This window comes from Paenibacillus tepidiphilus, assembly GCF_008635795.1.
Classification (GTDB): Bacteria; Bacillota; Bacilli; order Paenibacillales; family Paenibacillaceae; genus Paenibacillus_AQ; species Paenibacillus_AQ tepidiphilus.
In genome coordinates, this window is the sequence record NZ_VWRQ01000002.1 from 251,335 (window position 1) to 265,219 (window position 13,885).

Here is a 13,885-nt window from a genome sequence, read left to right on the forward strand (position 1 = left end):
TTCGGACGGGCGCCTATTCAGGAGCCTCTTCCTCCGTCTTCTCTGCAGCGGGCGCTACCGGAATATCCTCGCCGTATTCATTCAATGGAGCCAGGGACAGGGTGACTACGGTCTTGCCGTTCAACTTCTCTTCCTTCTGCTCGGTTACATATCCTTCGCCATCCACCGTAATTCCAACCTTGAGCAGATTGAGAATTTCCAGCGCATCGCGCAGCGATTGTCCGCGCAGATCCGGAACTACCGCTTGATCTCCCTGCTGTGTCAGCAGGAAGATCTTCTGCCCGGAGGAAAGTACGCCCCCGGCTTCGGGATACTGTGAAATGACCGAAGCACCTTCACCGACCGTTACGAAATTGTAGCCCTGCTTCAGCAGCATTTCTCTGGCTCCAGCAGCCGTTTTGCCTGCAAGATCGGGAGTCGTGCGCAAAGCGGCAGCGGTCTTCTTGGGAGAAGTCTGAGCTTCCTTCTTATCATCCCCGGAGCTGTCATCCACCTTCGGCACGCCCATATACTCCAGCGATTGGGATACGATTTCTTTAAACACCGGTCCCGCTGCAGCACCACCGCCGGCGGCATCAGCAGGCTCGTCAATGACGATATACACCGCAATCTTCGGATTATTGACCGGTGCGTATCCCAGAAAGGACGAGAGCACCTTGTCACGGTCATACCCGCCCTTGCCGTCAGGTTTAATTGCCGTACCGGTCTTGCCCGCTACCCGGTAGCCTTCAATGTAGGCATGGCGTCCGGTTCCATGGTCCAGGTCAGCAACGACCTGCTCCAGGTAGCTGCCGGTTTCCCTGGAGCTCTCCTCGGAAATAACCTGCCGCACCACCTTCGGCTGGGTTACGGTAGTCTTGCCGGTGTTGGGATCGGTAATCTCCTTGACCACATGCGGCACCATCAGCTTACCGCCGTTGGCGATGGCCGAGATGGCGGTAAGCTGCTGAATCGGAGTCACCTCTACCTTGCCGTGCCCGTATGCGATCGTTGCGTTCTCCGAAGCATTGTTCGGGGTCGGATTGACGCGTCCGCTGATTTCGCCCGGCAGGTCAATCCCGGTAAGATCGTTAAATCCGAAATCATCCACGTATTGCAGCAGCCTGTCCGGACCGAGCATTTCATACCCGAGCTTGACGAAGGCCACGTTACTTGAACGCTTCACGCCTTCCAGGAAGGAGATTTCGCCATAGCCGCTTCTGTTCTGGTCATACAGCGGCTTGCCATAGCCCTTGATCCGGATGGAACCGGACATAAAGGTCGCGTCGGGATCGAATAAATTCTCCTCCACTGCGCCGGCAAGCGGTACAATCTTGAACGTGGAGCCTGGTTCAAACCTGGATTTGATGGCATGGTTGAAGAACACCCCGGGATCGGAGGCGTAATTCCAGAATTCATTGGGATTATAGGTCGGCATATTGGCCAGCCCCAGTATTTCCATGGTGCTCGGATCGGCGGCAATGACCGTAATACTCTTGGGCTTATATTCGTCGTATGCTTTTTGCATCGCCTGTTCGATATAATACTGGATTGTGCTGTCAATCGTCAGCTTGAAATTACTTCCATTGACCACTGGCTGGTACGTATCCTTCGAGTTAGGCAGCTTGACGCCCTTGCCGTCGCTTTGGTAAAGCAGCTTACCGTCCGCACCCTTAAGCTGCTTGTCAAAATACTTCTCCAGCCCCATAATCGCATTGCCGTCACGGTCTGTGTAACCCAAAATATGTGCAGCAAGCGTTTGTTGCGGATAATACCGTTTCTGCTCCGTAATCAGACCGACACCGGTCTCCAGGATATCATGTTCATCCTTCAGCTTCTCGATGAACTCATCCACCTTGTCGCGCAGCTCCTGATCGATCTTCCAGCCTTCATTGCGGATCTCCCGGTTCTTCAGGTATTCCCCGTCCTTGTCTTTGGCTTCCACCAGCGCCTTGAGCTCACTCTCCGGCTTGCCCAGCAATTCATGCAGCCCGGAGATGACCTCTTCGCCGATCCCAAGCTCGGCAATGGCCTGCGGATTGACTACCACCGTATAGGCAGGGACATCACTGGCCAGTACCTTGCCGTTGCGGTCCTCTATCGTACCGCGAACCGCCTTGATCACTGAGGTGTGAGCCCTTTTCTCAGCGGCATAGGCTTGCCAGAATTCCCGGTCCAGCACCTGAATCCAGAACACCCTTCCGATCAAAACAAGAAAAAAGAGGGTAATACACCCTCCTATAAACAGCGTGCGAAGTTTTATTCTTTTCACCATAAGCAAACCTCACAAACCTAGATTATGGACTCGGTATCTTCAAGCAGCTTCAGCTTCTATTCTCCACCGGTTTCCTTCAAGTAAATATTGGAATCCTCCGGCGGCCGGGAAAATCCCATTTTCTCCGCCTTCTGCGGCACCATCTCCAGCAGCGTCTGCTTTTCCTTCTGATACACGGCAATTTCCTTCTTTGTGTTCGAGATCTTCCTGTCCAGATTCTGCGCCTGCATATTCAAATCATAAATGTGGACGTAACGCGAGATCAGGGCGACTGCAACCAGCGCAAACACACTTACGGTTAGCATATAGAGCAGCTTTTCCTTCATCGGAAGGACCCGGCGTCTGGTGACAACCTTGGTCTTCTCGCGGTATAGCTGTCGTTTCTCTTCTTTTCTTTGAGGCTGTGTTGCCAAGTTGCCGCGGGTATAGGCCATCTCTGACTCTCCTTTATCGTCTGATTATAATTTTTCTGCGATGCGCAGCTTAGCCGAACGCGCGCGCGGATTCTGGGCAAGCTCCGCTTCGGAAGGCACAATCGGCTTGCGGGCAATCAGCTTCAGAACGCCGGCGGCCCCGCATACGCAGACCGGGAAGTCAGGCGGGCAGGTGCATTTGCTGACATAACTGTTCATAATCTGCTTGCAAATCCGGTCTTCCAGCGAATGAAACGTAATAACAGACACACGGCCTTCGGGCGCCAAACAACGGACCGCTCCATGCAGCCCTTCCTCAAACGCGCCCAGTTCATCGTTCACTGCGATGCGCAGTGCCTGAAAGCTTCGCTTGGCGGGATGTCCGCCTGTTCTGCGCGCCGCCGCAGGAATACCTTCCTTGACCAGCTCAGCCAGCTCTCCTGTGCTCGCTATAGGCTGCTGTTCGCGGCGCTCTACAATCTTACGGGCAATCCGCCGCGAGAACTTCTCTTCGCCATACATAAAAAGAATGCGGGCGATCTCCTGCTCCGGCCAGGTATTGATAATCTCGGCGGCCGTAAGCGTTCCGGACTGGTCCATCCGCATATCCAGCGGTGCGTCATGATTGTAGCTGAAGCCCCGTTCCCCTTCATCGAACTGGGGCGAGGATACGCCCAGATCGAACAGGATACCGTCTACCTGGGGTACTCCGTCCTTCTGCGGAACAAACGGAAGCTCTTTTAGCACCTCTTCCAGGTCGCGGAAGTTGGTCTTAACCAGAACTACCTTTTCTCCATATTCGGCCAGTCGCTCCTTGGCATTCTCCAAGGCCCAGTCATCCTGGTCCAGACAGATCAGCCGGCCGTTCCCGCTTAGTCTGGAAGCAATCAGAGAACTGTGCCCCGCTCCTCCGAGTGTACAGTCGACATATATGCCATCCTGCTTGATGTGCAGCCCTTCTGTCGCTTCTTCCTTAAGCACCGTGATGTGGTGAAACAAGCTGCATCCCTCCAGCGCAGTATTCGAATTGTGTTATGTGTGTTATAGGTCAAAATTGAAATCCACCAATTTCTCGGCGATTTCGTTGAACGATTCCTCTGACTGTTCGAAGTACTGCTCCCATAGCTCTTTGTTCCAGATTTCCACCCGGTTCGAAACGCCCAGAATAACACAGTCCTTGTCCAGCTTGGCATACTGCCGCAAATTGGCGGGCAGATTGACACGCCCTTGCTTGTCCCATACGCATTCGGTCGCTCCCGAGAAAAAGAAGCGGCTGAACGCCCGGGCATCCGACTTCATCAGGGAAAGGCTTTTGAGCTTTTGCTCCATGATTCCCCATTCTTCCATAGGATAAACAAACAGACAGGAATCGAGGCCGCGGGTAGCAACGAATGAGGTTCCGAGCAATTCACGGAATTTAGCCGGGATTATGATCCGGCCTTTGTCGTCAATGCTATGCTGGAATTCCCCCATGAACATCGATTGCCCCACTCCTTGTAACCGATTCCCCACTTTACCCCACTTTACACCACCTAAGCATAATAGATTCGCCGTTAAAAATCAAAAACCTTCTTCACAGCCAAGGTAATTTTTTCTTCATTGTCAAGTCTGCTTATGTAAACGGTTCATCGCGAACGCTATCGCTCCTACAGTTCCAAACTTCCCCTCCGCACTCCGCTCTTTTTGTGTTGTTCTTATGTTCAACTGTCTGTCCCTTCGCGTGAGCCTACGGGAAATTGGGTACATAATATCTTGAATCCAAAACCAAGCTGATCTATTTACAGGAGGTACACCATGGGTAAATATATTGAAGTGGAAAGCAACGTCAAGCTTTACGTCGAGGATATCGGCTCCGGAACACCAGTCATCTTTATCCACGGGTGGCCCCTGCATCATAAGATGTTCGAATATCAGTTCATTGATCTGGCCGAAAAAGGGTACCGCTGCATCGGAATTGATCTCCGCGGCTTCGGGAAATCGGATGGGCCCTTGGACGGTTACAGCTATGACCGGCTGGCAGATGACGTACGCGCTGTTATTGACCAGTTGAATTTGCAGAATGCCGTATTGGTCGGATTCTCCATAGGCGGCGCTATTGCCGCCAAATATATGGCCCGGCATTCCGGATACGGCATTTCGAAGCTCCTGCTGCTGGGTGCGGCCACTCCTTCGTTTACCCAGCGTACCGACTTTGCCTTCGGCTCACCGGTAGATGCGGTTAACAATCTGATTATCGGCGCTCATTTGGACCGTCCGAAGATGGTTACCGATTTGGGGATGAAGTTCTTCGCCAAGAAAGGCAGCGCCAGCTTCACGGCCTGGTTTACCTCACTCGGCATGGAAGCCTCAGCCCAGGGAACGCTGAAAGCTGCTGCCTCGCTGCGAGACGAGGACCTGCGCAGCGAGCTCCCGCTCATCAAGGTGCCAACGGCTATCTTCCACGGGCGCCAGGACAAGATCGCCCCGTATGAGCTTGCCGAGCAGACGCAGCTCCTGATTCCGGGCTCGGTCCTTATTCCGTTTGAAGAAAGCGGCCACGGGCTGATGTTTGACGAGCCGCAAAAATTCGCCGAAAATCTGCATCGTTTTATCATCGGCTAGCCACAGCCGGCAGAACTGCAAAATGCCCGGAGCCATTGACATGGCTTCGGGCATTTTGTTGATTCCTGACACGATCTATTTAGTCTGTCAGCTTCCAGCTGTCCAAATATTCCAGCTGCGCCGGCGTAAGGCTGTCGATGGAGATGCCCAGGCTTTCCAGCTTATAGCGGGCAACCTGCTCGTCCAGCTCATAAGGCACATTCTCTACCTTAACGCCGATGCTCTGATAATTGTCGTTCACATATTTCAGCGACAGCGCCTGAAGTGCGAAGGTGGTATCCATAATTTCCGCAGGATGTCCGTCGGCCGCACCGAGATTCACGAGCCGGCCTTCAGCCAGCAGATACAGCTTGCGTCCGTCCTTCAGCTGATATTCCTCAATATTCTTGCGCACTGTACGCTGCGAGACAGAGCGCTCCGCCAGCTCCGGCTTGTTGACCTCTACGTCGAAGTGGCCGGCATTGCACAGAATGGCCCCATCCTTCATCACATCATAGTGTTCACCGCGGATAACATACCGGTTGCCGGTAACGGTTACGAAGAAATCGCCTTGTTTCGCCGCTTCGAGCATCGGCATCACCTGGAACCCGTCCATGTGGGCTTCTACCGCCTTGATGGCATCCACTTCCGTAACGATGACATTCGCTCCCAGACCCTTGGCCCGCATAGCTACGCCTTTTCCGCACCAGCCGTAACCGATAACGACGACCGTTTTACCGGCCACGATCAGGTTGGTGGTACGCACGATGCCGTCCCAGGCGGACTGTCCGGTACCGTAGCGGTTGTCGAACAGATACTTGCAATAAGCATCGTTGACGGCGACCATCGGGAATTTGAGGATGCCTTGCTTCTGCAGCGCTTTAAGCCGGATGATGCCGGTTGTTGTTTCTTCCGCGCCGCCGCGAATATTCTCCATCAGGTCCGGGCGTTCGGCATGCAGCAGAGTGGCGAAATCGCCGCCATCGTCGATGATCAGGTCGGGCTTGCTCTCCAGCGCCTTGATATTCAGCGCTTTGAACTCCTCCGGAGACGGATTGTATTTGGCAAAGACGGTAATGCCGTCTTCCACAAGCGCCGCGCAGACATCGTCCTGCGTCGACAGCGGATTGGAGCCGGTAATGGTAACCTCAGCTCCGCCGGCCTGCACGACTTTGGCCAGATATGCCGTTTTGGCTTCCAGATGCAGTGTAATCGACACCTTAAGCCCCTTGAAAGGCTGCTCCGCTTCAAACTGCTCGCGGATCCGGTTCAGCACCGGCATATGCTGGCGGACCCAGTCGATCTTCAGGTGGCCTTCGGGAGCAAGCGACATATCGGCGACAATGCTGTTTTCTTTCGACAATGAACTCATAACAAACCTCCACTAAGTTATTGGTAACTACATATAGATCATGCGGTGAGTACCGCTGAAATCCGCCGGCACCGTCATCAGCTCATCCAGCCAGGAAAGGCCGTAACGGTTCAAATAATACATGATATTATATACTCTCTCCTGCAGCTTGCCCAGCGGCATCAGCGACAGTTCAATCCGCTCCCACTGACGCAGCGCGGCTTCATTGCGTTTCTCCAGGGCATCCTTGGCCTTTTCTTGCAAGAAAGAGATTTGCTCCAGAATTTTCGTTTTGTTATTCTCTCCCAGCTTAATCAAGCCCGGCTGGATCAGGCCTAGCTGTTCGATCAGCGGTTCATACACCGCAATGAAGGTCTGCTTCGCTTCGGAGAACCGGCGGCCGAGCTCCAGCTCGTCCTGGCTGTCCAGCCACGCCTGCCGTTTGCTGTCGAGGCCTATACGCACATCGCCGAAAGACAGGCCGAATTTGTCCATATGCTTCTGCAAGGTACCTTCCACAATGGTGAACGACATCCGTGGCAGGATCAGCGGCATCTGCCCGCCGATCGTCCGGAAGGCAAGGTGAGGGATTGCCCAGTAGGCAATTTCGCCCTGACCCAGCACCGTTGCCAGCACCGGCAGCACATAGTCCTGCATGAGCGGGCGGGTCAGTACATTGTTGCTGAAGCGCTCGGGATGCTCTTCAAGCATATCCAGCAGTTCCTCACGGGAGAAGGAAACCTGTCCCTTCCGGTCGGCAAACCGTCCCTCCTGCTTGTACAGCAGCAGCCGTGCCCCTTCATGGATGTAGAACAGGTTGGCGTTGCCTGCAGTAACATCGGCCTGCAGCTCATAGCCTCCGGAAGTCAGCGCTTCGGCAGCTTCCCGGTAAGCCCCTTCCAGTTCATCATTCCGTTCAATCAGGGTACGGAAGAACGGCTGCTCCACCCGCCGCAGTGCCGGATCGGCGGAATCCAGCAGAATGAGTCCGAATTTGCCAAACAACGAGCCCAGAAGCTTGGCAAACGCATCGCTCATGCTTTCCGCAGAACGAGCCGCCTCCGCAGCCATTTCCAGCATCAGCGGTTTGAAGTCGCTGTCCTGCAGCAGACTATCCAGCTCCGCCAATGTCTGCTGCCAGCTCTCCCCATCGATAGGCAAGCTGCTGACAGAGCCGCGCGGTGCCTCTGGTCTGTCCATTTTGATCCGGGTAATCTCACCGGACCGGTTCAACACATAAGTGTGGTTGACTTCATCCCAGTCATGGTCTTCGCCGGCGATCCAGAAGAGCGGCACCACGGGGCGGCCGAGCTGCTCCGCCGCCTCCCGGGCCGCAAGTATGGTGGTCATTGCTTTGTAGACCACGAACAGCGGACCTGTGAACAGTCCGCTTTGCTGACCACCGGTCACAACCAGCGTCTCCGGCTGTTCCAGCAGTGCCAGAGAGTCCTGCACCGCAGGATGCGAATTAAATCTTCTATTATATGTGCGCAGAACTGCGGCAATTTCTTTCCGGTCGGCACGGCTTGACTCAGTGTTGTCCAGCCATTGCGCCCGCTCCACCCGGTTATCACGGCTGCGGAAATCTCCGCCGTAGAATTTGCTCACCTTCTCGTATTGCTCTATATAATCGCGCGCAAGCGCAGACCCGCCCGGGAGCGGTTCCGGTATAACGTTCATCTGTAATTGCCTCCTGTCCCTTTCCCTTGCTGTATGTAACTTTGAAGTCCATAAACTCCTTATGATTGTATCTAATGTAAGGGGCTGCGTCAAAGAGGTCTTTCCATAAATATAACTAGCATAAAAAAGCCTCTTGAGACGAATTGCGGAAATTTCTCCGAAATTGCATCAAGAGGCTTACTACAAGCATCCTAGGCGTATTGCTTGACCACAAAATGACCTTTGGACACTTCAACCAGTTCAAAGTCACTGTCATTGGACTTCTCGCCGGCTGCATAAATCGGGCTGCCCAGCTCATCATGCAGATGAATACGTTTTTTGCTCGCTTCCAGTTCCGGATCGGGAACAGGGATAGCCGACAGCAGTGATTTGGTGTACGGATGAATCGGGTTGGCATACAATTCTTCACTATCTGCCAGCTCCACCATTCTGCCCAGGTACATTACCGCTACGCGGTCACTGATATGCTTAACCATCGAAAGGTCATGCGCAATGAACAGATAAGTCAAACCGAGTCGGTCCTGCAGTTCTTTCAGCAGGTTGACAACCTGCGCCTGAATGGACACATCGAGGGCCGAGATCGGTTCGTCGCAGACGATGAACTTCGGATTCACCGCAAGCGCACGGGCAATCCCGATTCTCTGGCGTTGACCGCCCGAGAATTCATGCGGATACCGCGTAGCATGGTCATGGTTGAGACCAACCATATCCAGCAGCTCTTCAATCCGTTTCTTGCGTTCCGCACGGCTTCCGGCCATGCCATGAATATCGAGCGCTTCACCAATGATATCGGATACCGTAAACCGCGGATTAAGCGAGGCATAAGGATCCTGGAAAATCATTTGCATATCGCGGCGCATCGTTTTCATCTTGCCGGGAGGCAGCTTGTAAATGTCGGTTCCGTTAAACTTTACACTTCCTGCAGTCGGTTCATACAGACGGAGAACCGTACGGCCGGCAGTCGTCTTGCCGCAACCGGACTCCCCTACCATCCCGAGGGTCTCCCCTTCGCGAATGGAGAAGTTGATATTGTCAACAGCCTTAAGAACCTTGCCTTTGCCAACATTGAAATATTTCTTAAGACCTTCTACTTCAATCAGATTCTTACTCAAACGTACTGCACCTCCTTGGCCATCGAATGCAGACTCAGCAGTGCGTCATATGCGTCCCGCTAAAGTCTGTGGCGCCGGGGACGATCTTCCCGCATACATGCATCGCTATGCTGCAGCGTGAATTAAACGGGTAACCGGCCGGCGGATTACGTTTTGCTTCTACTCTTTCATGACATCCATGACTTGCGCCTGGATCGTTACGTCAAGGGCCGTGGTTGGCTCATCCGCAAGAGCAGCGCAGGGCGGCACGCCAAGGCCATGGCCATCATAGCACTTTGGCGCATCCCGCCTGAAAATTCGTGGGGATATTGGTTAAAGCGAGCCTCCGCATGGTGGATGCCAGCCAGGTCGAGCTTCTTGGATCGCCTGCTTCTTCGCTTCAGCCGCTGACATTTTCTGATGTTTAATCAAAACTTCGGTTATCTGTTTGCCCACTTTAATCGTTGGGTTGAGAGAGGTCATCGGGTCTTGAAATATCATGCCAATATCTTTGCCGCGAATCGTATTCATTTAATTCATGTTTTTGGTCAGCAAATTCTGTCCTTGAAAGAGTAATTCACCTATTTTCACAGTCATTCCTTATTTTTTCAGCTTAGGATCGAGCGCATCGCGCAATCCATCACCGAAAATGTTAAAGGAAAGCATGATCAAGCTTACCAATACCGCCGGGAACAGGAACCGCCAAGGGTAGTACAACCAGCCGGTAAGAGAGTCATTGATCATGGAGCCCAGGGAAGAAATCGGTGCCTGTACACCAAGGCCCAGGAAGCTCAGGAATGCTTCAGCAAAGATTGCATTTGGTACCGACAGCGTAATGGTTACGATGATCGGGCCGACTGCGTTCGGCAGCAAGTGGCGGAACAGCAAACGCTTGGAGCCGGCACCCATGGAACGGGAAGCCAGAACGAATTCGCGGTTCTTCAGCTGCATAATTTCGCCCCGCACAATCCAGGACATGTTAATCCAGCCGGTTATCGTAAGGGCCAGAATGATGGTGCCCAGACTTGGTTCCATAACGACCAGCAGCAGGATAACTACCAGCAGGTAAGGAATGGAGTACAGGATTTCAGAGAACTTGTTCATGATATTATCAACACGGCCGCCGAAGTAACCCATAATGCCGCCGTAGATAACACCGATAATCAAGTCGATTGCCGCAGCCGCCAAGCCGACGAGTAGTGAGATGCGTGCACCGTACCAGGTACGGACAAAGATATCACGGCCCAAATCATCAGTGCCGAACCAATGGTCGGATGAAGGGGGCTTGTTGGTATTCATCAGGTCGTTGCTGTAATAATTGTATTTCGAGATAAACGGCATGAAAATCGCAGAAAGAATGATCAGACCCAGAATGCCCAGTGCTGTCATTGCCAATTTGTTCTGGCGCAGACGCTGCCACGCATCTCTCCAGGCGGAAAGGCTTTCCCGCTGGATAACCTCAGCTTGTCTCTCGTCAATGCCGACTTTGCGGAAATCTTCCGGCTTCAGGTTCGCTTCTACCGAAACCAAATTGTTGTCAGATGCCACCCGTTAGCCCTCCTTTCCTCCAGAAAGTTTAATACGCGGATCAATAAACACATAAGCAATATCCGTAATGAAGCGCGCCAACATCAGCAGAACACCATAGAAGATCGTGATCCCCATAATGACAGTGTAATCGCGGACCCCAATCGCTTCCACGAATTGCTTGCCGATACCGCCAATCCCGAAGATTTGCTCGATAACCACAGAACCGGTTACAACATTGGCGGTCATTGGCCCAATGTAAGTAACTACCGGCAAAATACCATTGCGCAGCACGTGCTTGCTCAAGATCTGAATCCAGCTGAGACCCTTTGCCTTGGCTGTCTTGATATAATCGGCATTCAATACCTCCAGCATGCTGGATCGCGTCAGACGGGCAATAAACGCAATCGGTTGCGCTGATAAAGCGGCCACCGGCAGGAAGTAATTCAGCGGACCCTTAAATCCGGAAACCGGGAACCAGCCGAATTTATAGGCGAACACGTATTGCAATACGGACGCCACTACAAAGCTCGGAACTGCAATCCCCAACACGGCTAGCACCATAGCAGCGCTGTCGATGAATTTCCGGTGATACAGTGCCGCAAGCATCCCCAGCACTACACCGACAATAACCGACACAACAATCGCTACTGCCCCCAGCTTCAGGGAAGCCGAGAACGTTTGTCCGATTAAGTGGGATACATCCTGGTTAAGCCGTTTCATCGACACGCCCAGATCTCCCTGTGCAATATCACCCAAATACTTGAAATACTGATGATAGAGCGGCTTGTCCAACCCATATTGTTCGTATAAACGCGCTTTAATTTCAGGCGGGACTTTTTTCTCCGAGGTAAACGGATCCCCCGGAATAGCTTTCATCAGAAAAAAAGTCGCTGATACAAGCACAAACAGCGAAACGAGCATATAAAACAATTTATTTGCAATATAACGAACCATCCCCATCAACACCTCCTCACTTCTATTATTTTCGACACATAATTAGATTTTATGAAAAAAACGGCAGTTTGTCTATTTTCTAATTTTGTAAAATCCCTCAATTAATAACACAGCGCCGAAAATGCAAAAAAAAGGGATATATATGGAATTCCACATATATATCCCGAAGTGTATCATAAACTTCAGACAATAACTTTATTCAGTTTAGTTGACTAAAGTCTTTGCTCTTAGTGTTCCAACAGATAACCGCGAGTCAGGTCGATTGCGCCACTGAAGTCAAGAGTAATACCCTTCAAGTACTCTTTGGTCAGAGAGTTGTTGGTGTAGTAGTAGATTGGCATCAGGATCATATCGTCGCCAATCGCCATTTGTTCAGCCTTAGCGAACATTTCTTGACGTGCAGCCAGATCGGAACTTACTTTCGCATCGTTGATCAGCTTGTCGTATTCAGGGTTAGCGTAGCCGGTATCGTTGTTACCGCCGCCAGTTACCCACATGTCGAGGAAGGTCATTGGATCGTTATAATCCGCAGTCCAGCCGGCACGTGCTACCTGGTAGTTCAGGTTCTGACGGTTGTCGATAAATACAGCCCATTCCTGGTTGACAGTTTGTACGTCTACACCCAGGTTTTGCTTCCACATGTCAGCAATCGCCAGAGCGATTTTCTTGTGGTTTTCACTTGTGTTGTAAGACAGTTCGAAGGTAGGCAGTTTATCCAGACCTTCTTCTGCAAGACCTTCAGCCAGCAGTTTCTTAGCTGCTTCTACATCTTCAGTGAAGTAGCTGTCTTTAATTGCAGTACGGTATTCGCCGTCAGCGCCGGCGATGCCCGGAGGAACGAAGCCGAATGCCGGCAGTTGTCCGCCCAGAGTAACATTGTCAATCAGAGCTTGGCGGTTGATAGACATAGCCAATGCTTTACGGATCTTAGCGTTAGAGAATGGTTTCTCAGTTACGTTGAACTCATAGTAGTAAACAGAAGCAATACCTTTTCTGTTGAACTCGTTCGGCAGTTCTTTTTCAATAATCGGAAGTTGGTCCGATGGAAGATCACCAGTAGGTGCGCCGGCGCGGTCAAGCTCGCCGTTCTTGTAGCTCAGCAATTCGGTTGCGCCGCTGTTAACCAGAGAGAAGTCGATTTTGCTCAGCTTGATGCTTGCAGCATCCCAGTACTTGTCGTTCTTGGTTACTTGCAGGGATTGTCCGGTAGTCCATTCAGTCAGAGTGAACGCACCGTTAGTGATCATAGTGTCTTTGCTTGTAGCCCATTTAGCATTACCCTCAACGGATTTGTGTACAGGGTAATAAGTATAGAAGGACAGCAATCCAAGGAAGTAAGGAGTTGGAGCTTTCAGCGTAACTTCCAGAGTCTTCGCATCAACGGCTTTCACGCCTACTTCATTGAAGTCTGCAACTTTCTTAGTGTAGTACTCTTCAGCATTCTTCAGGTAGTACAATTGGTAAGCATAAGGAGCAGTTGGATCCGTATTAGGATCGAGCACGCGTTTCCAAGCGTTAACGAAGTCAACAGCTTCTACTGGATCGCCGTTGCTCCATACTGCATCGCGCAGTTTGAAGGTATATACCAGACCGTCAGCGGAGATTTCCCAGCTTTCAGCGATACCTGGCTCAGCCTGACCGGTTTCATCATTCATGCGAGTCAAGCCTTCGTACATAGTTTTCAGGACAGTGTTTGCTTGGCTGTCTTGAGCTTGAGCAGGGTCAAAGGTAGGTGGCTCTGCACTCAGGTTGATTCTGAGCGTTTGATCAGCGGCCAGTGTTTCTTCACCAGCGGTGCCTGTGTTCGTGCCTGCATTGTCAGTTGCCGCCGCGTTCGTTGGGCTGGCGTTGTTGCCGCTGTTTGCATTGTTGTTGTTACCGCCGCAGCCAGCAAGCACTGTGCCGATTACAAGAACCAATGCAATCATGAGCAAAAGACTTTTACTCTTCTTCATCTAGCAGTTCCCCCTAAATAGAATGTGGTATATGGTTTATGATTATACAACCAGTGGTCAAAAAAATCTAGAGCTAT

At 51.9% G+C, this 13,885-nt stretch carries 11 protein-coding genes and 1 pseudogene; 1 reads left to right on the forward strand and 11 read right to left on the reverse strand.

Translation table 11 applies throughout. The features are described 5' to 3' along the window. Positions 1–13: 13 nt before the first annotated feature. Genes F1379_RS03280 through mraZ form a run of 4 tightly spaced genes read right to left on the reverse strand, consistent with a single transcriptional unit; the run spans position 14 to position 4,146 of the window. Positions 14–2,254 carry a PASTA domain-containing penicillin-binding protein gene (locus tag F1379_RS03280; protein WP_150266279.1) on the reverse strand — a complete coding sequence of 747 codons (2,241 nt, stop codon included), beginning with the start codon at positions 2,252–2,254 and terminating at the stop codon, positions 14–16. 56 nt (positions 2,255–2,310) lie between these two features. After that, the gene (locus F1379_RS03285) at positions 2,311–2,688 is read right to left on the reverse strand and encodes a cell division protein FtsL (protein WP_150266281.1); all 378 of its coding nucleotides are present in this window, start codon (positions 2,686–2,688) and stop codon (positions 2,311–2,313) included. 24 nt (positions 2,689–2,712) lie between these two features. Continuing rightward, on the reverse strand, positions 2,713–3,666 hold the full coding sequence (rsmH, locus tag F1379_RS03290; protein ID WP_150266283.1) for a 16S rRNA (cytosine(1402)-N(4))-methyltransferase RsmH: 954 nt from the start codon (positions 3,664–3,666) through the stop codon (positions 2,713–2,715). A gap of 42 nt (positions 3,667–3,708) precedes the next feature. Next, complete coding sequence (gene mraZ, locus F1379_RS03295) at positions 3,709–4,146, reverse strand: division/cell wall cluster transcriptional repressor MraZ (protein ID WP_150266285.1); 438 nt, start codon at positions 4,144–4,146, stop codon at positions 3,709–3,711. Between the two features lie 315 nt (positions 4,147–4,461). Between mraZ and F1379_RS03300 the strand changes: the two genes are divergently transcribed. After that, a complete protein-coding gene (locus tag F1379_RS03300; protein ID WP_150266288.1) occupies positions 4,462–5,268 on the forward strand; it encodes an alpha/beta fold hydrolase in 807 nt (268 codons plus the stop codon). Positions 5,269–5,347: 79 nt separating this feature from the next. Here the strand turns inward: F1379_RS03300 and F1379_RS03305 are convergent, their stop codons facing one another. From F1379_RS03305 to F1379_RS03335, 7 genes and pseudogenes are all read right to left on the reverse strand, one after another. Continuing rightward, positions 5,348–6,619, reverse strand: a complete 1,272-nt coding sequence (locus tag F1379_RS03305; protein ID WP_150266290.1) for an adenosylhomocysteinase — start codon at positions 6,617–6,619, stop codon at positions 5,348–5,350. 27 nt (positions 6,620–6,646) lie between these two features. Beyond that, positions 6,647–8,278 (reverse strand): bacillithiol biosynthesis cysteine-adding enzyme BshC, encoded by a 1,632-nt coding sequence (gene bshC, locus F1379_RS03310; RefSeq protein ID WP_150266292.1) that lies wholly within the window; start codon positions 8,276–8,278, stop codon positions 6,647–6,649. Between the two features lie 191 nt (positions 8,279–8,469). Beyond that, positions 8,470–9,390: an ABC transporter ATP-binding protein gene (locus tag F1379_RS03315; protein ID WP_150266294.1), complete on the reverse strand. Its 921-nt coding sequence runs from the start codon at positions 9,388–9,390 to the stop codon at positions 8,470–8,472. Between the two features lie 162 nt (positions 9,391–9,552). After that, positions 9,553–9,960, reverse strand: a pseudogene (locus tag F1379_RS03320) (ATP-binding cassette domain-containing protein); the annotation flags it as partial. 9 nt (positions 9,961–9,969) lie between these two features. After that, positions 9,970–10,917: an ABC transporter permease gene (locus F1379_RS03325; protein WP_150266296.1), complete on the reverse strand. Its 948-nt coding sequence runs from the start codon at positions 10,915–10,917 to the stop codon at positions 9,970–9,972. Between the two features lie 3 nt (positions 10,918–10,920). Continuing rightward, positions 10,921–11,853, reverse strand: coding sequence for an ABC transporter permease (locus F1379_RS03330; RefSeq protein ID WP_150266686.1), 933 nt, complete (start codon positions 11,851–11,853; stop codon positions 10,921–10,923). A gap of 227 nt (positions 11,854–12,080) precedes the next feature. Next, a complete protein-coding gene (locus F1379_RS03335) occupies positions 12,081–13,808 on the reverse strand; it encodes a peptide ABC transporter substrate-binding protein (RefSeq protein WP_150266298.1) in 1,728 nt (575 codons plus the stop codon). Between the last annotated feature and the right edge of the window lie 77 nt (positions 13,809–13,885).

Bases quoted from the DNA above. Each gene is read 5' to 3' on its own strand.
- F1379_RS03280 (WP_150266279.1), bottom strand. From the start codon at position 2,254: ATGGTGAAAAGAATAAAACTTCGCACGCTGTTTATAGGAGGGTGTATT.
- F1379_RS03285 (WP_150266281.1), bottom strand. From the start codon at position 2,688: ATGGCCTATACCCGCGGCAACTTGGCAACACAGCCTCAAAGAAAAGAA.
- mraZ (WP_150266285.1), bottom strand. From the start codon at position 4,146: ATGTTCATGGGGGAATTCCAGCATAGCATTGACGACAAAGGCCGGATC.
- F1379_RS03300 (WP_150266288.1), top strand. From the start codon at position 4,462: ATGGGTAAATATATTGAAGTGGAAAGCAACGTCAAGCTTTACGTCGAG.
- F1379_RS03305 (WP_150266290.1), bottom strand. From the start codon at position 6,619: ATGAGTTCATTGTCGAAAGAAAACAGCATTGTCGCCGATATGTCGCTT.
- bshC (WP_150266292.1), bottom strand. From the start codon at position 8,278: ATGAACGTTATACCGGAACCGCTCCCGGGCGGGTCTGCGCTTGCGCGC.
- F1379_RS03330 (WP_150266686.1), bottom strand. From the start codon at position 11,853: ATGGTTCGTTATATTGCAAATAAATTGTTTTATATGCTCGTTTCGCTG.
- F1379_RS03335 (WP_150266298.1), bottom strand. From the start codon at position 13,808: ATGAAGAAGAGTAAAAGTCTTTTGCTCATGATTGCATTGGTTCTTGTA.